Raw genomic sequence first — 18,178 nt, 5'->3', positions numbered from 1 at the left:
AAGCATTGATCTCCAATGAGAACTGGGTTCATGTGCCAGTTGGCATAGACGCCGAGTGGCTGGTCACCAGGGCGGACTGCCGGAGTGTTCTCGTCGTCGTGCACACCGTGACCAGCGGGCGGGCGCTGCTGGACGTGGTGGAGCTGATCGAGACCGACCCGCGCGTCCAGCTCGTGTTCACCCATCAGCCGGGAGCCTTCTCCGGCGGGGTGGCCGAGTTCCTCCACCAGATGGGTGGGGTCGTGATGCCCTGGCACCAGGCGGTGCGCGAGCGCTTCGACCTCGCGCTGGCCGCCGCCTACAGCGGGCTGCCCGACCTGCACGCGCCGGCGATGGTGGTCAGCCACGGAGCTTCCTTCGGCAAGCATGTGTCGCCGGTCGGTGAGGGTGTCCTGCTGGCGGATCCGCCCGTGTACGGGCTGGACGCCCAGCGACTGACCCGGGATGGGCGTCTCGTGGTGTCGGCTTTGGCTTTGTCGCACCACAGTCAGCTGGATGTACTGCGTCGGCAGTGCCCGGACGGACTGCGGGTGGCGGTGGTCGCCGGCGATCCCTGCTTCGACCGGTTGGTGGCAAGCGAGCCGCATCGTCGCGAGTACCGGGCCGCGTTGAACGTCGAAGACGATCAGGCTCTCGTCGTGGTCACGTCGACGTGGGGCAGGCACGGCCTTTTCGGGCAACACGGGGACGTGCTCGCGAGGCTGATGAGCGAGCTGCCACCGGAGCGGTTCCGGGTCGCGGCACTCCTGCATCCGGCGGTGTGGGCCTGCCACGGACGGCGGCAGGTGAAGGCCTGGCTGCGTGAATGCCTCGACGCCGGGTTGATGTTGTTCGAGCCGCAGGACGACTGGCGTCCGGCGATCGTCGCCTCGGACCACGTCTTCGGGGACCACGGTTCGGTCACCGTGTACGCCGCCGCGATCGGTCGCCCGGTGCTCTGCGTCGACCGGCCGAGCGGCTTCGTCACCGCGGGCGGGTCGCCCCACGAGCTTGTCGGGCACACCGCCCCGGCGTGGGATCCGGACCTGCCGCTGGCCGAGCAGCTCGGCACCGAGCCTGCCGTTCGCCCCGAGGAGGTCGCGAAGTTGGTGACATCATGCCCCGGGCGGGCCGACGGGGTCCTGCGCAAGATCATGTACAAGCTGATCGGGATCGCCGAACCGGGCCGGCACCGGCTGGCCCGGCCGGTCCCCGCTCCGACCCGGTGGCGGGCGCGGTGACCGAGCCGGTCATCGCATGGGGTCCGGGTGGCCGGGTCGCCTTGGCCGACGTCTTGGTCCTCCCGGTTGAGGACGTTGGCGCCTTCCAACAGTGGCCCGGACTCTCGATGATCGCCGTTCCTGGACCCGGCAACAGCTGGACGATCGTCATCCGCGACGGGCAACGGCTGAGCGTGACCAGTTCGTCCATTGTGAACACTCTGCGCCGGATTCACCACCGGTGGTCATTGTTCGGTCAGTTGTCGTAGGCGGGTGCGGACGGAGTCGGCGCGGGCGGAGAACGCCGACTCGAAGATGGCCAGGGCGTGCTGGAAGTGGTCGATCGCGGTGGTGCGGTCGCCGGTGGCGACGGCGATCTCGGCGAGGACCTCGTGGGTTTCGGCCTGGCCGAAGGTGGAACCGAGCTCGGTCATGGCATGCGCCGCGCGTTCAGCCCAGGTGCGTGCCTGACCGAGGTCGCCCGCTTGGCGGTGCGCGTCGGCGAGGGCGGTCATCGCGCGGGCGCCGTTGAACGGGTCGGTGGTGGCCAGGCGGGCGAAGATCTCGTGCGCCTCGGACAGTTTGGCAACGGCTTCCTCGGCCCGTCGCTGTTTCGGCAGCACCAGCCCGAGGTTGATCAGGTCGAGCGCGACGTTGCGCTCGGCGCCGAGTTCCCGGTGCACGGTAAGCAACTCCTCGAACACGTCGACGGCGTCGGTGAGCCGGCCGGTCTCCAAGTACAGCAATGCCAGGTACTCCCGGGCGGCCGCCGCGCCCAGGGTGTCCCGCTCGGTGGCGAAAAGGTCTTGTGCGGACCGCAAACGCTGCTCGGCCTCGTCGTGGTCGCCCAGCACGGTCAGGACCCGGCCCAGTCGTTTCAGCATCTCTGCCTCTGCCCAGGTGTTGGCCCACTCGCGGGCCGCCGTCACGCCGCGGTGGTCGATGTCCAGTCGGTCGCGATAATGCTTGCGGTACAACAAAAGCGGCCACATCACGTCGGACAGGTGCCAGGCCAGTTCCGCCCACTTGCGGTCCAGCGCGGCCCGTCCGGCGGCCATCAGGTTGACCCGTTCGCTGTCCAGCCAGGACAAGGCCTCGTCGCGGGAACCGAACCGGGGCACCGGCGACGGGCCGGTCTGGAAGTCGTACCCGAACGGGCGACGGCGATACGGCGTCACCACGAGGTCGGCGGCAATGGCGGTCGCCAGGTACCACTCCAGGATGCCGAGCACGGTGGCTTCCTGTTGCTGGGGTGTGTCCTCGGCGGCCGCGCGATCGCGGGCGTGCAGGCGGAGCAGGTCGTGGAAGCGGTAGCGGTCCTCGTCGATCTCCTCGATGAGGTTGTCCTCGACCAGGTTGTCGAGGGCCTCGTCGGTGTTGTCCGGTGTCACCGCGACGGCGACGCCCGAGCCGAAGTCCTGGCCCGGGTGCAGGCCGAGGCGCCGGTACAGCGTGGCCACCTGCGCCTCAAGGGATCGGTAGGACACGTCGAACGCGGCTTGCACGGCGGACAACCCGGCCAGCCGGCGCTGCTCGTCGGCGAGAGCGGCGGTCATCCGGCCGACGGACAGCCGAGGCCGCGTCGCCAGCCGGGCACCGGCTACGCACAAGGCGATCGGTAACCCACCACAGATGTCGACAAGTTGCTCGGCCCGGTCTCGTTCGTGCTCCACCCGGTCCTCGCCGACGGTACTGGCCAGCAAGTCCATGGCGCCCTCAGTCGGCAGCGGCGGCACCGGTACGAGCCGTGCGCCATCAGGCACCAACCCGACGAGACGGCTACGACTCGTCACCACAACGGTGCTTGCCTGGGACGACGGCAGGAGCACGCGCACCTGGGCCGCGGAGTAGGCGTTGTCGAGCAGGATCAGCATCGCCTTGTCGGCGGTCAGCGACCGGTACAGCGCGGCCTGCTCGGCGAGCCGCGCTGGCACGCGTTCGGGTGCCACGCCGAGCGACCTCAGGAACAACCCCAGCGCCTCACCGGGTTCGACCGGGGTGATCCCGCTGAACCCGGCGAGGTCGATGTACAGCTGGCCGTCCGGGAACCGGTCACGCACCCGGTGCGCCCAGTGCAGCGCCAGCGCCGTCTTCCCAACCCCGCCCTGGCCGGTCAGCACCAGCGTCCGGGACCGGATCTCGTCGAGTTCTCGCAGCTCACGGTCGCGCCCGGTGAACCTGGGTGGGGACGCGGGCAGCTGCCGGGGCACGGGTGGCCCGGTGGCCGCGGTGTGGTGGATGTGCACGCCGCCGGTGACCTGACCGGCTTGGACGACAGGCCCGGATGCCCGTCCGGAGATCTCGTTGCGGATGTCCGCGGTGTCCATTCGGCTCCCCCCGACGAAAGCGCATTCCGACCGTACGTCGTGCCCGGTCTGAAAGCACTCAGTGCTTCGGGTGGAGTTCGTCGAGGATGAACATGGTGTGGGTGGCCATGACTTCGGGCATGGACTGGAGGCGGTCGAGGACGACGTCGCGGAGGGCGTCGCTGTCGGTGGTTCGGACGAGCAGGAGGCCGTCGTAGCCGCCGGAGACCATGGCGGCGTGTTCGACCTCGGGCATGTCGGCCAGGCGTTCGGTGAACTCGCGCCAGGAGCGTTGGCGGAGTTTGACCGCTAGGTATGCCGACACTGTGTAGCCATACCTGTGCGGATCGATGGTGGCGTGGTAGCCCGTGATGACGCCGGAGGCTGTCAGGCGTTCGATCCGGGCATAGGCGTTGGCCCTGGAGACGTTGACCTGCTCGGCGAGTTTGCGGACGGAGATCCTGCCGTCGGCTCGGAGGAGCTCGACGATGTTGCGGTCGATCTCGTCCAGGACCGGCGCCATCCGTCCATCGGTTCCGTGCTGGCCGGACATCTGGTGGGACATCCGGACCTCCTCCTCGCCGCCCACCGGCAACTCGTCTCGGGCTAGGCCACCGGCGTGGACAACTGTCACGATACCAACTGACCATTCGGTCATGAAGTCGACCGAAGAGCTCCTCGGCGTCGACCTGCCGAGCATGGACCCGATCCAACTCGTCGACGAGCACGGTATGGCCGCCGGCACGCTGCCGGACCAGCAGGTGCTGCGGTCACTGCACCGGGCCATGGTCCTCGGCCGCCGGTTCGACCGCCAGGCGACAGCGTTGACGAAACAGGGCAGACTCGCGGTCTACCCGTCCTCCGCGGGCCAGGAGGCCTGCCAGGTGGGCGCGACGCTCGCGTTGGCGCAGGATGACTGGCTGTTCCCCACGTACCGTGACTGTGTCGCCATGGTCACGCGTGGTGTACCCCCAGTCGAGGCGCTGACACTGTTGCGCGGCAACTGGCACTCCGGTTACGACCCGTACGCGTACCGTGTCGCACCACAGTGCACGCCGTTGTCCACCAGTGCGCCCCACGCAGTGGGCCTTGCCCACGCCGCCCGTCTTAAGGGCGACAACGTGGCTGTGCTGGTGTTCATGGGCGACGGCGCTACCAGTGAGGGCGACGCGCACGAGGCGTTCAACTTCGCCGCGGTGTGGAACGCCCCGGTGGTCTTCTTCATCCAGAACAACCAGTGGGCCATCAGCGTCCCGCTGTCCAAGCAGACCAAGGCGCCCACCCTGGCGCACAAGGCGATCGGCTACGGCATGCCCGGCCACCACGTCGACGGCAACGACGCCGCCGCGGTGTACACAGTCACCAAGCAGGCGCTGGACCGTGCACGCGCCGGCGGCGGACCATCCATTGTGGAGGGCCTTACCTACCGGATCGACCCGCACACCAACTCAGACGACACCAGCCGGTACCGCGACGCCGCGGACGCCGAACCGTGGCGGGCCAAGGACCCGATCGCGCGGTTCGACCGGCTGTTAGGCCTTGACGCGGACGTCTACGCCGACGAGATCGAGCGGATGGCGAGCGCCCTGCGCGCCGAGATGAACAAGGACGCGCACGTGCACCCCGACGAGCTGTTCGAGCACGTCTACGCCACCCCCACGCCGCGCCTGCGCGCCCAGGCGGCCATGCTGAAGGAAGAACTGGCATGACCACACAACTGAACATGGCTCAGGCGCTCAACCGTGCGCTGAAGGACGCCATGACGGAGGACCCGAGTGTCGTCGTCTTCGGCGAGGATGTGGGCCCGTACGGCGGGGTGTTCACCGTGACCGAGGGCCTCACCAAGCAGTTCGGTGAGGACCGTTGTTTCGACTCGCCCCTAGCAGAGTCGGGGATTGTTGGCACTGCTGTCGGTATGGCTATGTACGGTCTGCGGCCTGTGGTCGAGATGCAGTTCGACGCGTTCGCGTACCCCGCGTTCGAGCAGATCACCTCGCATGTGGCCAAGATGCGCAACCGTACGCGCGGCAAGGTCGCGTTGCCGATGGTCATCCGCATCCCCTACGGCGGTGGTATCGGCGGTGTGGAGCACCATGGCGACTCGTCAGAGACCTACTACACGCACACCCCGGGTCTGACCGTCGTCACACCAGGCACTACAGCGGATGCGTACTCACTGTTGCGCTCGGCGATCGAGTCGCCGGACCCGGTGATCTTCATGGAGCCGAAGTCCCGCTACTGGTCCCGCGCCGACTTCGACCTGACCCAGCGCGACCCGATGAACCGCGCGATCGTCCGCAAGCACGGCAAGGACGTCACGCTGCTCTGCTACGGCTCCACGGTGCAGACCTGCCTGGAGACCGCGGAGGCGGCCACCGAGGAAGGCTGGGACGTCGAGGTCGTCGACCTGCGGTCGCTGTCGCCGCTCGACGAGGAGACGGTGTGCGCGTCGGTGCGTAAAACGGGCCGCGCGGTCGTCGTACACGAGTCGTCGATGTTCAGCGGCTATGGCGCTGAGGTTGTGGCTACCGTTTCCGAGCACTGCTTCCACTGGCTGGAGGCACCCGTGTTGCGCGTCGGTGGCCTGGATGTGCCGTACCCGCCCAAGGACCTCGAGGAGCACCAGCTGCCGCACCCGGACCGGATCCTGGACACCATTGCCCGGCTGCAGTGGGAGGACAAGTGAACGTCCGCGAGTTCCCGCTGCCGGACCTCGGCGAGGGCCTGATCGAGGCGGAGATCGTCCGCTGGCTGGTCGAGGTCGGTGACGCGGTCGAGGTCGACCAGCCGGTGGTCGAGGTCGAGACGGCCAAGGCGGCCATCGAGGTGCCCGTGCCGTACGCCGGGGTCGTGACCGCGCTGCACGGCGAGGCCGGGGCGATGGTGAAGGTGGGCGCCCCGCTGATTTCCGTTGCCTCGGCCGGGCTTTCCGAGCCGGGCGTGCAGACCGCGCCCAATCTCGTTGGCGCGGGAACGGTGAAACGCGCCCGCCGCGCCAATGGCCGCCGCCGAAACGCTCCCGTCGCCACGCCGGACGTGCCCAAGACCCACCCCGGGCGGGTCCCGGTGATCTCTCCGGTGGTGCGGAAACTGGCCCGGGACAACGGGGTCGACCTGCAGGCCGTGGACGGCTCCGGGCCCGAAGGCCTGGTGCTGCGCAAGGACGTCGTCGCGGCGATCGAAGGACCGAAGGGCACCCGGATCCCGCTGAAGGGCGTCCGCGGCGCGATCGCCGAGCGCCTGAGCCGCTCGCGCCGCGAGATCCCCGAGGCCACGGTCTGGGTCGACGTCGACGCGACGAACCTTCTCGCCGTGCGCAAGGAGATCAACGCCGCCGACCCGTCCCGCCCGGTGGGTGTGCTGGCGCTGCTGGCCAAGTTCTGCGTGCTCGGGCTCAAGCGGTTCCCGTTGCTGAACTCCACTGTGGACAACAACGAGATCGTGCTGTCCGAGGCGGTCAACCTCGGCTTCGCCGCCCAGACCCCGCGTGGCCTGGTCGTCCCGGTGATCAAGGACGCGCAGACCCTGAGCACCCGCGAGCTGTCCGCGAAGCTGGCCGAACTCACCGACTTGGCCCGCGACGGCAAGGTGGCGCCGGCGCAGCTGACCGGCGGCACGTTCACGGTGAACAACTACGGTGTGTTCGGTGTGGACGGTTCGGCCGCGATCATCAACCACCCGGAGGCCGCGATCGTCGGCCTTGGCCGGATCATCGACAAGCCGTGGGTGGTCGACGGCCAGCTGGCCGTCCGCAAGGTCACCCAGCTGACGCTCGCGTTCGACCACCGGGTCTGCGATGGCGAGGTGTCCGGCGGGTTCCTGCGGTTCATCGCCGACTGCGTCGAGCACCCGGCCGCTCTGCTCGGCGATCTCTAAACCGGGTAGGTGTGGGTCTCGGTGGCTTTCACCGAGACCCACACCTGGCGCCCCTGCACCAGTTCCAGTTCGGCCACGGCGGCCGTGGTGATGTCGGCGAGGAGATCCGGCGACCCGTCGAGCCGGACCCGCACGGTGTCGGCGTGTTGTTCGATCCCGGAAACCGTTGCCTGCCAAGTGTTTCGAGGGCTGCCGTCCGGGCGGGTGCGGTGCAGGCTCACGGCGGTGGGCCGGAAGGTGAAGAAAACCTCGCCCTCCGCGGGATGTGCGGTGGTGAGAACGCTGCCGTCGGTGAGTTTCACTGACGTGCCATCGGCTTTCCCGCGGTAGAGGTTCAACCCGACCAGCGTGGCGATGTAGTCCGTGCGCGGCTGGCGGGCCACCTCGGCCGGGGTGCCTTCCTGCACAACGAATCCGTTCTCCAGCACCAGCAACCTGTCGGCGAGGATCATCGCGTCCAGCGGGTCGTGTGTGACCAGGACGGTCGCCCCCGCGTACGCGTCGAGGTGTTGCCTGAGTTGCGAACGGATCTGTACGCGGGTCGCGGCATCCAGCGCCGCAAGGGGTTCGTCGAGCAGCAACAGGTCCGGATCGATCGCCAAAGCGCGCGCCAACGCGACCCGCTGCGCCTGTCCGCCGGACAGTTCCCGGGGCTTCTGACGCGCCTGGTCGCGCAACCCGACCTGGTCCAGCCAGCGCAACGCGGCCTCGTTCGACTCGCGCTTGCGGTGTCCCCTTGCCCGGAGGCCAAAAGCAACGTTGTCCATTGCGGACAGATGTCCGAACAGCAGGTAGTCCTGGAAGACCACGCCCACCGCGCGTCGTTCGGGCGGCAGGAACGTGCCCCGTTCGGGATCGTCGAGCGTCCGGTGACCGAGTTCGATCAGCCCGTCGGTCAACGGCTGCAACCCGGCGAGCGCCCGCAGAGCCGTGGTCTTCCCGGCACCGTTGGGCCCCAGCAGGGCCAGCGTGGTCCCGGGTTCGACGCTGAAGGACGCGTTCAGCTTGAACGCGGCGATGTGCACCGAGAGGTTCGCGTGCAGGCTCATGCGCTCGGTCCGATCCACTTTTCCCGTAGGCTCACCAGGATCGCCACGGACACCGCGAGCAGCACCAGGCTGAGCACGGTCGCGCTGTCCGGATCCTGTTCCAGGGCGAGGTAGACCGCCAGCGGCATGGTCTGGGTGGTGCCTGGGAAGTTCCCGGCGAAGGTGATCGTCGCGCCGAACTCACCCAACGCCCGCGCCCAGCAAAGCACGGCGCCAGCGGCGATTCCGGGCGCGACCGTCGGCAAGGTGACCCGCCGGAACGCGGTCCACCGGGACGCACCGAGGGTCGCCGCCGCCTCCTCGAACCGGGGATCCGCGCCGCGCAAAGCGCCCTCGACGGCGATGATCAGGAACGGCATCGCCACAAACGCCTCGGCCACAACGACTCCGGCGGTGGTGAACGGCAACGTGATCCCGAACCACGAGTCCAGGTACTGGCCGATCACCCCACGCCGGCCGAACACCAGCAGCAACGCCACCCCGCCGACCACCGGCGGCAGCACCAGGGGCACCGTCACCAGCGCACGGGCGAACCGCCGCCCGGGGATCGTGGTCCGCGCCAGCACCCACGCCAGCGGAACCCCGAGCACCAGGCAGATCGCCGTCGCCGTGGTGGCGCAGATCAGGGAAAGCCGCAGCGCCTCACCCACCTCGGCGCTCGCCAGCCGCGAGACCAAAGTGGACCAAGGCGCCCGGATGACCATCCCGGTCAGCGGCAGGACCAGGAACAACAGTCCCACCACGGCCGGCACGACCAGGACACCGGGAGCTGTCCTGGTCCGCCGCGCTACTCGCATACCCACAGTGTCACGGAGAGTCGAAGCCCGCGGCGCTCAGCACCGCCTTGCCCTTGCCGGACAACACGTAGTCGACGAACGCCTTGGCGCCCGCCGCGTTGGTGGCCTTGGGCAACGCGATGATCGGGTAGTCGTTGATGGCCTTGTCGGCCTCGGGGAAGGTGACGCCGTCGACGTCGCCCTTGGTCGAGGACACGTCCGTCTGGTAGACCAGCGCGGCGTCCACCTCACCCAGCTTGACCTTGGTCAACGTGGCCTTCACGTCCTGCTCCAGGGTGACCGGCTTGGGCGTCAGGTTGGCCGCCTGGAACGCCTTCTTCGAGGCCGCGCCGCAGGGCACCTGCTCGGCGCACAGCGCCAGCTTGACGTCCGGCTTGGCCAGGTCGGCCAGCGAGGTGATCTTCTTCGGGTTGCCCTTGGCCACCGCGATCTGCAGCTTGTTGCGCACGAACACGGTGGAGCCGCTCTGCGCGACCTGCTGCATGTTGGCCGGGGCGGCCGAGGCGAACACGTCCGCGGGGGCACCCTGGTTGATCTGCCGCGCCAGCGCGGAGCTGCCGGCGAAGTTTAACTTCACGTGCGAGCCCGGGTGGGCCGCCTCGAAGTCCTTGCCGATCTGGGTGAACGTCTCGGTCAGCGACGCCGCCGCGAACACCGTGACATCACCGACGGGGGTCGCTGCACTGGTGGACGTGCCGGTCGGGGTGCTGCCACCCGACGCGGGCTGGTCCGTGCCGCCGCAGCCGGTCAGCACCAGAGCCGCTGCCAGCGCGATCGCGAGTTTCCTCACCGCGAAACCTCCGTATCTGCGGAAACATGAGCAATCTACGTCAGCAGATGCGGGGGTCCAATATTCGGTTGTGGTTCTTGCTAGCCTTGTAACCATCATGGAGAGCTGACATCACTGCCTGCCCGCGCCCGAGGCCGTACTGCCCGGCGGGCTCCCAGCGTTATGCCGAGCGGTGATGAATCCATGTATCTGAGCGCCCGTGACGTGACCAAGCTCTACGGCGACCGGCGAGTTCTCGACAGCGTGTCGTTGACGACATCCCCTGGCCAGCGCCTCGGGCTGGTCGGTGAGAACGGGGTCGGCAAGTCGACCCTGTTGCGGCTGCTCGCCGGCACCGAGGAGCCGGACGGCGGCGAGATCACCCGCCCGCCGGACTTCGGCTACCTGGCCCAGGAACTGCCGTTCGACGCCGGTCAGACCGTCGGCGACGTGCTCGACGACGCCCTCGCCGAGATCCGCGACGCGGAACGCCGCCTGGACGAGCTGGCCGGACAACCCGATCGGATGAACGAGTACGGCGAAGTGCTGGAGTGGGCCCAGGAGCACGACCTCTGGGACGCCGACCGGCGCGCCGAGCTGGTGCTGGCCGGTCTCGGGCTCGATCCGACCGGGCGGGACCGGCGGCTGGACGAGATGTCCGGCGGGCAACGGTCCCGGCTGGGCCTGGCCGCGCTGCTGATCCGCCAGCCCCGCGCGCTGCTGCTCGACGAGCCGACCAACCACCTGGACGACGACGCCATGACGTTCCTGGAGCGTCAGCTGGCCAAGCTGCCCGGCGTGGTCGTGCTCGCGTCACACGACCGGGTGTTCCTGGACGCGGTGTGCACGGACATCGTCGACCTCGACCCGGCCAGGGGCGGGGTGACCCGGTACGGCGGCGCCTACACGGACTACCTGGGGGCCAAGAAGGCCGACCGGGCCCGGTGGGAGCAGCAGTACCAGTCCGAACAGGACGAACTGCGCGAGCTGCGGGACGCGGTGGCGACCAAGGCCCGTTCGGTCGCGCACAACCGTCCCGCCCGCGACAGCGACGGCTTCGTCTACGCCTTCCGCGGTGCCCGCGTGCAGAAGTCGATCTCCCGCCGGGTGCGCAACGCGCAACACCGGCTGGACGAGCTGACCCGTACGCAGGTCCGCAAACCGCCGGAGCCGTTGCGGTTCGCGGCCACGCTGACCGCGGATGTGCCGGACAAGCTGGCGTTGTCGGTGCGGGATGTGCGGGTCGACGGCCGGTTGTGCGTCGACCGGCTGGACGTGAACACGTCCGCGCGGCTGATGATCACCGGGTTGAACGGGGCCGGGAAGTCGACCTTGCTCAACGTCCTGGCCGGGCGGCTGGCCCCGGACCATGGCGAGGTGCGCCGGGCGAGTGGTGTCCGAGTCGGACTGTTGGAACAGGACGTCGTGTTCGCACACCCGGAATCCTCCGCACGGCAGCTCTACACCGGTCCGGACGTCGGCCTGGTCTCCCCGAGGGACATGGACCGCCCGGTGGGTCTGTTGTCCGTGGGGCAACGCCGGCGGCTGGCGCTGGCGATGGTGATCGCCGACCCGCCGGACGTGCTGCTGCTCGACGAACCCACCAACCACCTGTCGCTCAGCCTGGTCGAGGAGCTGGAAGAGGCGCTGCGCCAGGCGCCGGGCGCGATCGTGGTCGCGTCGCACGACCGGTGGCTGCGCCGCGGCTGGACCGGTTCCGAACTTGTCCTCCGTAACGGCAAGGTCGCCTGATCGGACTAGTGAGAGCGACGAACCACCGGGCCGCACGGGCGTCCTTGTCTGTGCGGACCGGCTTCCCCAAAGGGCGGGCGGATCGTCACCCAGAGGCACCAGAGGATCAACCTACGTAGTGCGGACACAGGATGTGCGTAATTACCACGAAGCGCAGGCGCTCGGCGAAGGCCACTATTGTCCGGGGCAAGGGGACCTCCTGGGGAGAGGGTCGAGGAGTTCAATGACGGGGACCGCTCACTACAAGCGCCTGGTGCTGGAGCTGTGCCGGGCGTTCAACGAGGGAAAGATCGCCAGGATCGACGACTACCTGACGCCGGACTTCGCCGACCTCGGGGTGTCGGCCGGGCCGGACTGGTTCAAGAGCTCACTGCTGTCGCTGCGCCGTTCGTTCAGTGACGCCCGGTGGGAGGTGCTCGGTCTCGTGGCGGAGGGAACCACGACGGTCGTGCGCCTGCGGTTCTCGGGTGTCCACATCGGCGAGTACCTGGGCGTGGCACCGACGCGGTGCCCGGTCAGCGTCGAGCAGGTGCACATCTACGAGGGGCGCGACGGCCGACTCGCCACGCACCTCTGCGTGCGCGATGACCTGGAGCTGCTGGCCCAGATCGGCGTGCACCCGGACACCACGTCGGTGGGTGACACCAAGCCGATGCGGAAGAAGAAGCTGCGGATGGTGGCGGCCGCGTCCTAGCCCGCGCGGATCACGCGGGCCGCGAGCGCGGCCCGCGAGGCCACGTCCAGTTTCAGCCTGATGTTGGTGATGTGGGTTTCCACCGTGCGCCGGGACAGCTGCAGGCGCTGCATGATCTCGCGGTTGGTCAGGCCCTCGGCCACCAGCCGGGCGACCTCGTCCTCACGCGCGGTGAGTTCGGGCAACGTGCCGCGCGCCTCGGCGCTCCGGGGCGCGATCACGTTGTGCCCCAGCGCTCGTAGCTTCCGGTAGACACCGTCGCGGCGCCCGGGCAGGCCGAACGCCGAGTACTGCTTGGCGGTCTCGGTCAGCTCGGCGATCGCGGTCTCGGGATGCCCGGCCGCGGCCAGTGCGCTACCGAGCACCTCGCGGCTTTCCGCCTCCTGCAACGTGTGGTCGATCCCGCCGAACGCCCGCACGGCCGTGGTCGCGTGCTCGACGGCCTGGTTCGCCTCGCCGGCAACGAGTTCGAGCCGCGCGCGGCACAACGCTATGTGCCCGGTGCGGTTCGGGAGGCTCTCGCCGCCGTTGCTTTCCTCGACAGCCTGTTCCATCATCGCGATCCACGCCCTGGCGTTGTCGATCCGGCCGCGGGACAGCTCGGCGACCACGAGTGGTTCGCCGAACACCGGACGGTGCAAGGGGTCCAGCAGCGGCAGGTCCGGTCCACCGGCGAGCCGGACGAGATCCGCGAGGCAGCCCTCGGCATCACCGTTGATCAACCGTGCCGATCCCAGCGCACATCCGGCCACTGCTGCCCACCAGTCCGGGTTCTCCGCGCTTGCCCGCGCGGCACGTTGGCCCGCTTTCAAGGCCAGGTCCCGTTCCCGCCGGGAGGTCGCGACCATGGCCTGGATCGTGTACGCGGCCGCCTTGAGCTTCTCGCTCGCGGACAGCTCGGCCGCCTCCACCGCCTCGGCCGCGGTCGCTCCCGCCTCGATCAGGTCGCCCATCAGGTGCTGCGCCATGGCTTTGCCGGTGAGCAGGTAGATCAACTGATGGCTGTGCCCGGTGCGCGCGGACAACGCCAGCCCACGGTCGAGGTGCATCAACCCTTGCCTCGGTTGCGCCAGATACAACTCCGCCCACCCCAGCGTCGCGGTGACATCCACGCGCCAAGCGAGTTCGTCATCGGTCAGCTCATCGAGCAGGGCTGCGCCTTTCCGTTGCCACTCCAGAGCCGTTGCGACATCTGCGACCCCGTACGCCGCCAGCGCCAGAACCGCATAGGCGCCTGCCTCCAGGGCACGGTCGTTGAGGTCTTTCGCGATGGCCAGGGCGTCGGCAATCCAGGTCGTGTCGATCTGGAAGTCGCAGCTGATCAGCCCCACCGAGCCGAGTTCCAGCTCCAGGAACGCACGTTCGCGGCGCTGGTTCTCCGGCATTCTCTTGAGTTCCGCGAGCAGCAGGCCGCGTGCTTCGGGGTGCCTGCCCAGCAGTTGCTCTACTCGGGCGCAGAGGACCACCGCCCCGCTGCGGTAGGCGTCGGCTGGCAGCTGGTGCAGCACGTTCTGCAGGACCTCCCGGCTTTCGTGCAGGGATCCGCTCAGCGCCAACGCGTTTCCCAGTTCCGCCAGGAGTTGGAGTCTCCTTGTTGTTGCGGTGTCGGGAATGAGGTCCGCGGCGGCTCTCAGCCACTGGGCCGCGGTTGCCGGGCCGTGGGTGATGGTCTCCGCTGCCGCTTTCGCCAGCAGCTCAACCGCTTGCTCGTCGCCTACTTGGGCCACGCGCATCACGTGCGGGGCTTGTTTGGTTGCGGGCGCTTCTCTCAGCGCTTTCGCTGCCCGGGCGTGGGCGCCGTGCAGCCAGCCTCGGCTTGCCGCGTTGTAGGCGGCTCTGCGGACCAGGGGGTGGCGGAAGCGCCATTTGCCGCCGTCTGGGCGGATGAAGTCTCGTTCCTGGAGTTCTGCCAGCGCTTTTCTGGTGTCTGCTGTGGACAGTTCGCTGACTTCGGCGGTTCGTTCCTGGTCGAAGGGGTCGTCCAGGACCGCTGCCGCGTGGGCGACTCGCCTGGCCGGGCCCCGCAACCGATCCAGCTCGGCCGTGAGCACCGCGTCGAACGAGGAGGCAGTGCCCACTTTGGACAGTGCGTCCAGGTAGAGCGGGTTGCCGCCGCTGAGCTCGTACAACCGGTTCAGCCGGTGCTGCGAGACATCCGGGCCGAGCAGCTCGGCGGTCTGGTCGCGGGACAACGGCTCCAGCTCGATGACCTCGCTGTGCGTGCCGGCGAGCGCGGCGGCGAGGTGCCTCGGCTGCTGGCGGGGGCGGTACGCGAGCACGATGAGCAGCGGCGCGTCGGGCGGCCGGCGGATCAGGTGGCCGAGCAACTCGGACGTGGCCTCGTCGGCCCAGTGCATGTCGTCGAGCGTCAGCACCAACCCATCCGGCGTGGCCAGCCACTCGAGCACCTCCCCGAGCGCCTGGTGCACCCAGAACCGCGCCCCTGTGGACAACTGCCCCTCGCCGCCCCAGTTCTGTCGCCCCTCTGCCGTAACGTGAAATTCGGGGATCCCCCCGGAGGGGACCCCGGGCGGGACGCCGAAATTCCCGGCGCCTGTGGACAACTCCGAGGCGCGGCTCGGGGTTTGTCGGTGCTCTCGACTAGCGTGAAATTCGGGGATCCCCCGGGAGGGGACCTCAGTCGCGGCGTGGGCGGAAAGCGGGGGCGCGTCGAGGGTGGGGGAGCGCAACGGATCCGAGGGGGTGGGGGAGGCGTCGCCGTGGGCGGGGGTGGTGGGGGAGGGAGGGGTATTCGCGGGGGAGGGGCGCGGGGGTGTGAGGGCGGGGAGGATGTCGGTGAGGAGGGTTTGGGTTTGGGGGGTCAGGGGTGGTTGGGACTTTGTGAGGGTGTCGTCGAGGGCGTCCACGAGGACCGAGTAGGGGATGCTGCCGGCGAGTTCGCCTGCCTGGCCCGCGAGGGCGCGGCGCGGTCCGGCGGCCGCCCGGATCTCGGCGAGCAGGCGGGTCTTGCCGATGCCGGGCTCGCCGACGATCTCGGCGATCCGCAGGCCTGGCCGGGCCAGCAGCTCCGCGATGACCGCGAGCTCGTCCGCTCGTCCGACCAGGTGCGCCATGCCCTGCCTATCCCTTTTCGTCACGCAGATGTTGCGCCGCGAGCGCCGCGCGTGACGAGATTCCCAGTTTGGCGTAGATCCTGGACAGGTGGGTGGTGACGGTGCGTTCGCTGATCACCAGGGTCGCGGCGATCGAGCGGTTGCTGTGCCCGGCGGCCACCAAAGAGGCGATCTCCAGCTCACGCGCGGTGAGGGTCTCGGTTCCCGCGGCGCGCCGGCCGAGCTGGCGCAGGTCGCGAGCGACTTGCGCGGCCAGCGAAGGCGCATCGCAGGCGGTGAACAGCGCGGCGGCGCGTTCGAGGTGCCGGATGGCGGCGGCCGACGAACCCTGCAGGGCCGCGGCTCGTCCGGCGGTGAACAACGCGCGCGCCAGTTCGAACTGGTTGAGCGAGAACTTGGCCGCGGCCTGCGAAGCGCGGGCCAGCGCCAAGGGGTACGAGCCTTGGGCCAGCAGCACATTCGCCCACGCCAGATCCGCCAGACCGGCGCGGCCCGGCAGCAACGGATCGGCGGCGTCCGACGCACGCCGGGCCCAGTCGGCGGCGCGCGGGACATTCCCGATGGCGAGGTCCGCGCACACCAGTTCCTCGAAGTGGATCGGCCTGCTGAACCGTTCGACCATCGGGATGTCCGGGCCACCGATGAGTTCGAGCACCTCGTCCATCCGGTCGACGTGGTCGGCTTCGGACTCGGCCAGCGCGAGGGTCTTGCGGGCGTTGCGCGTCCACCAGTCCGGCTCGGACCCCTCGGTCGCCACCGCCAACCGCCCGACCCGCACGGCCTCCAACACGTTCCCGGCGACCAGCGTAAGCCGGCTCCAGTAGTGCAAGGACACACCTCGCCGGGCCTCGCTGCCCAGTCGCGCGGCGACGTCGACGCCTTCCTTGGCGGCTTGCAACGCGTCGCCGAGATGGCCTTGCCACCGCAAGATGTTGCACCGTTGGGAAAGCAGCATCGTCAGGATGTAGTTCCGGCCGGTGGCACGGGCCAGCGCGATGCCCCGGTCGACGTGCCGGAGGCCGTCGTCGAGCCGGTCGAGGTACCGCTCGGCCAGGCTCAGCCAGTACGCGGGCTCGATCCACGCACTGAGCTCACCGTCGGACAAACCGTCCAAGATGGACTTCGCGCTGTCGCAGCTCTGCATGGCGGTCTGCAGGTCGCCGGCCGTGTACGCGGCCCACGAGTGCAACGCCAGCGCGGCGGCCTCCAGGGCGCGGTCGTGCTCGCGGCGGGCGTAGTCGGCGACATCGTCGATCAGGCCCGCATCCTCGCCGAACCGCGCGCGGATGACCGAGATCAACGCGAGTTCCAGCTTGAGCCGGGCGACCTCGGGCGAGTCCGTCTTGCCCGGGTGTGCGGCCAGCTCGGTGACCACGATCGACCGCGCCTCCTCGTGGAACCCGAGCAGCCGGCTGATCCGGGCCAGCTGGGCGACCACCGCCGGGCGGTTGTCCACTTCAGACCGGAGTGCTGTCGTCAGCAGATCTCGTGCCTCTGACAGATCTCCTGTCAGTGCTAGCGCCTGGCCCGCCAACGTCAGCACGCGCTGCCGCTCGGGCCCATCGTCGAGCAGCTCCGCCGCCACCTGCAACCAGGTCGCCGACGCCGCCGGATCCGTCGACATCTTCACCATCGAGCCACGGACCAACGTGTCCACATCGTCCAGTTTGGCCAGGGCGACGTGGTGCGCGCGCACGGTGACCAGCGCGTCTCGCCGTGCCAGTTCCGAGGCGGCCCGGCGGTGCGCCAGCGTCCGCCACGAAGCACCGTCCACATAGGCCACTTCGCGGACGGTCGAGTGCCGGAACCGGAACCGCCGCTCGTCGGTGTCCACCCGCACCAGGTCGAGCGCCAAAAGCTCGTCCAGCCCGGACAAAACGGCGCCGGTCGGCACATCCGCGATCGCGGCGACCAGGCCGGGCTCGAACGGATCACCGGCGACGGCGGCCGCCTGGCTGATCAGCCTCGCCTCCGGCGACAGACCGGCGAACTCCAGCCGCGGGGCATTCGCCGCATGTCCGGTCAACAACCGTAAGTAGAGCGGATTCCCCTCAGCGGCCTGATGCAGCTGCATCACCCGTGCCTGGCTCACATCCGGTCCAAGCAGCCCGGCGAAGTCGGTGACGGTCAACGGTCGCAGCTCGATCCGCTCCACCTGGGCCGCCGCCAGCGCGGCCGCGATGGTCGCGGGAAGCTGGCGACCGCGGTATGCCAGCACCAGCAGCACCGGTCCGGTCGGTGGGTGCCGCAGCAGGTGCGCGATGGCTCCCAACGTGCCCGCGTCCGCCCACTGCAGGTCGTCGATCACCACGACGGCCCCGCGCCCCGCGAGCCCCTCCAGCAACGCCCGGACCGCCCGGAAAGCGCGATAGCGCCCCACTTCCGAGGTGACCGGCCCGGGTAACCCGGCCCCGGCACCGGCCAGGACGTCCTGGAGGACCCCGAAGTCGGCGTCCGGGCGCCCGCGTCCGGTCAGCACCAGCAGCTCGGCCGCCCTGGCCCGCTCGACCAGCTCGTCGAGCAGCCGGGTCTTGCCGATGCCGGGCTCTCCGACGACCTCGACGACCCACGGCTGCCCGCCGATCCGGGCGAGCGCGGCCGTGAGCGCGGCCACCTCGCGGCCCCTCCCCGCCAAGGTCATGCCGCGAAGTATCACAGCCCG

Annotated in this window: 13 protein-coding genes; 6 read left to right on the top strand and 7 right to left on the bottom strand. The window is 69.4% G+C overall.

Translation table 11 applies throughout. From position 1 onward, the window contains the following. Window positions 1-5 precede the first annotated feature (5 nt). Window positions 6-1,220: a hypothetical protein gene (locus AB0J95_RS10600; protein WP_364755358.1), complete on the top strand. Its 1,215-nt coding sequence runs from the start codon at window positions 6-8 to the stop codon at window positions 1,218-1,220. 224 nt (window positions 1,221-1,444) lie between these two features. Here the strand turns inward: AB0J95_RS10600 and AB0J95_RS10595 are convergent, their stop codons facing one another. Together AB0J95_RS10595 and AB0J95_RS10590 are read right to left on the bottom strand one after the other, a co-directional pair. Further along, window positions 1,445-3,526, bottom strand: coding sequence for a tetratricopeptide repeat protein (locus tag AB0J95_RS10595; protein ID WP_364755355.1), 2,082 nt, complete (start codon window positions 3,524-3,526; stop codon window positions 1,445-1,447). A gap of 58 nt (window positions 3,527-3,584) precedes the next feature. Then, a complete protein-coding gene (locus tag AB0J95_RS10590; protein WP_364755352.1) occupies window positions 3,585-4,139 on the bottom strand; it encodes an Lrp/AsnC family transcriptional regulator in 555 nt (184 codons plus the stop codon). A gap of 97 nt (window positions 4,140-4,236) precedes the next feature. Here AB0J95_RS10590 and AB0J95_RS10585 point away from each other — a divergent pair, with 97 nt between their 5' ends. The 3 genes from AB0J95_RS10585 to AB0J95_RS10575 are packed head-to-tail and all read left to right on the top strand — an operon-like array spanning window position 4,237 to window position 7,381. Continuing rightward, entirely contained in the window at window positions 4,237-5,214 is a 978-nt protein-coding gene (locus tag AB0J95_RS10585) for a thiamine pyrophosphate-dependent dehydrogenase E1 component subunit alpha (RefSeq protein WP_364756160.1), read from the top strand. After that, entirely contained in the window at window positions 5,211-6,191 is a 981-nt protein-coding gene (locus AB0J95_RS10580) for an alpha-ketoacid dehydrogenase subunit beta (protein ID WP_364755349.1), read from the top strand. The genes AB0J95_RS10585 and AB0J95_RS10580 overlap by 4 nt, the downstream gene beginning before the upstream one ends. Next, window positions 6,188-7,381, top strand: coding sequence for a dihydrolipoamide acetyltransferase family protein (locus tag AB0J95_RS10575; RefSeq protein WP_364755346.1), 1,194 nt, complete (start codon window positions 6,188-6,190; stop codon window positions 7,379-7,381). Before AB0J95_RS10580 ends, AB0J95_RS10575 begins: the two co-directional genes overlap by 4 nt. Here the strand turns inward: AB0J95_RS10575 and AB0J95_RS10570 are convergent. Genes AB0J95_RS10570 through modA form a run of 3 tightly spaced genes read right to left on the bottom strand, consistent with a single transcriptional unit; the run spans window position 7,378 to window position 10,017 of the window. After that, on the bottom strand, window positions 7,378-8,430 hold the full coding sequence (locus AB0J95_RS10570; RefSeq protein WP_364755344.1) for an ABC transporter ATP-binding protein: 1,053 nt from the start codon (window positions 8,428-8,430) through the stop codon (window positions 7,378-7,380). The genes AB0J95_RS10575 and AB0J95_RS10570 overlap by 4 nt on opposite strands. Further along, window positions 8,427-9,227: a molybdate ABC transporter permease subunit gene (gene modB / locus AB0J95_RS10565; protein WP_364755341.1), complete on the bottom strand. Its 801-nt coding sequence runs from the start codon at window positions 9,225-9,227 to the stop codon at window positions 8,427-8,429. The genes AB0J95_RS10570 and modB overlap by 4 nt, the downstream gene beginning before the upstream one ends. A 10-nt stretch (window positions 9,228-9,237) precedes the next feature. Continuing rightward, the gene (gene modA, locus AB0J95_RS10560; protein ID WP_364755338.1) at window positions 9,238-10,017 is read right to left on the bottom strand and encodes a molybdate ABC transporter substrate-binding protein; all 780 of its coding nucleotides are present in this window, start codon (window positions 10,015-10,017) and stop codon (window positions 9,238-9,240) included. Window positions 10,018-10,200: 183 nt separating this feature from the next. Here modA and AB0J95_RS10555 point away from each other — a divergent pair, with 183 nt between their 5' ends. Together AB0J95_RS10555 and AB0J95_RS10550 are read left to right on the top strand one after the other, a co-directional pair. Beyond that, window positions 10,201-11,748, top strand: a complete 1,548-nt coding sequence (locus AB0J95_RS10555; RefSeq protein WP_364755335.1) for an ABC-F family ATP-binding cassette domain-containing protein — start codon at window positions 10,201-10,203, stop codon at window positions 11,746-11,748. Window positions 11,749-11,971: 223 nt separating this feature from the next. After that, window positions 11,972-12,442, top strand: a complete 471-nt coding sequence (locus tag AB0J95_RS10550; protein ID WP_364755332.1) for an ester cyclase — start codon at window positions 11,972-11,974, stop codon at window positions 12,440-12,442. On the opposite strand, the gene AB0J95_RS10545 is transcribed toward AB0J95_RS10550, so the two are convergent. Both AB0J95_RS10545 and AB0J95_RS10540 read right to left on the bottom strand, forming a co-directional pair. Then, on the bottom strand, window positions 12,439-15,516 hold the full coding sequence (locus tag AB0J95_RS10545; protein ID WP_364755329.1) for an AAA family ATPase: 3,078 nt from the start codon (window positions 15,514-15,516) through the stop codon (window positions 12,439-12,441). The two genes, AB0J95_RS10550 and AB0J95_RS10545, sit on opposite strands and share 4 nt — an antisense overlap. A gap of 7 nt (window positions 15,517-15,523) precedes the next feature. Beyond that, the gene (locus tag AB0J95_RS10540; RefSeq protein WP_364755326.1) at window positions 15,524-18,157 is read right to left on the bottom strand and encodes an AAA family ATPase; all 2,634 of its coding nucleotides are present in this window, start codon (window positions 18,155-18,157) and stop codon (window positions 15,524-15,526) included. Between the last annotated feature and the right edge of the window lie 21 nt (window positions 18,158-18,178).

Source organism: Actinocrispum sp. NPDC049592, from assembly GCF_040675465.1.
Lineage (GTDB): Bacteria > Actinomycetota > Actinomycetes > Mycobacteriales > Pseudonocardiaceae > Kibdelosporangium.
Note: the sequence above shows the minus strand (reverse complement) of the source record. Positions and strands in the feature narration are given on the sequence as shown.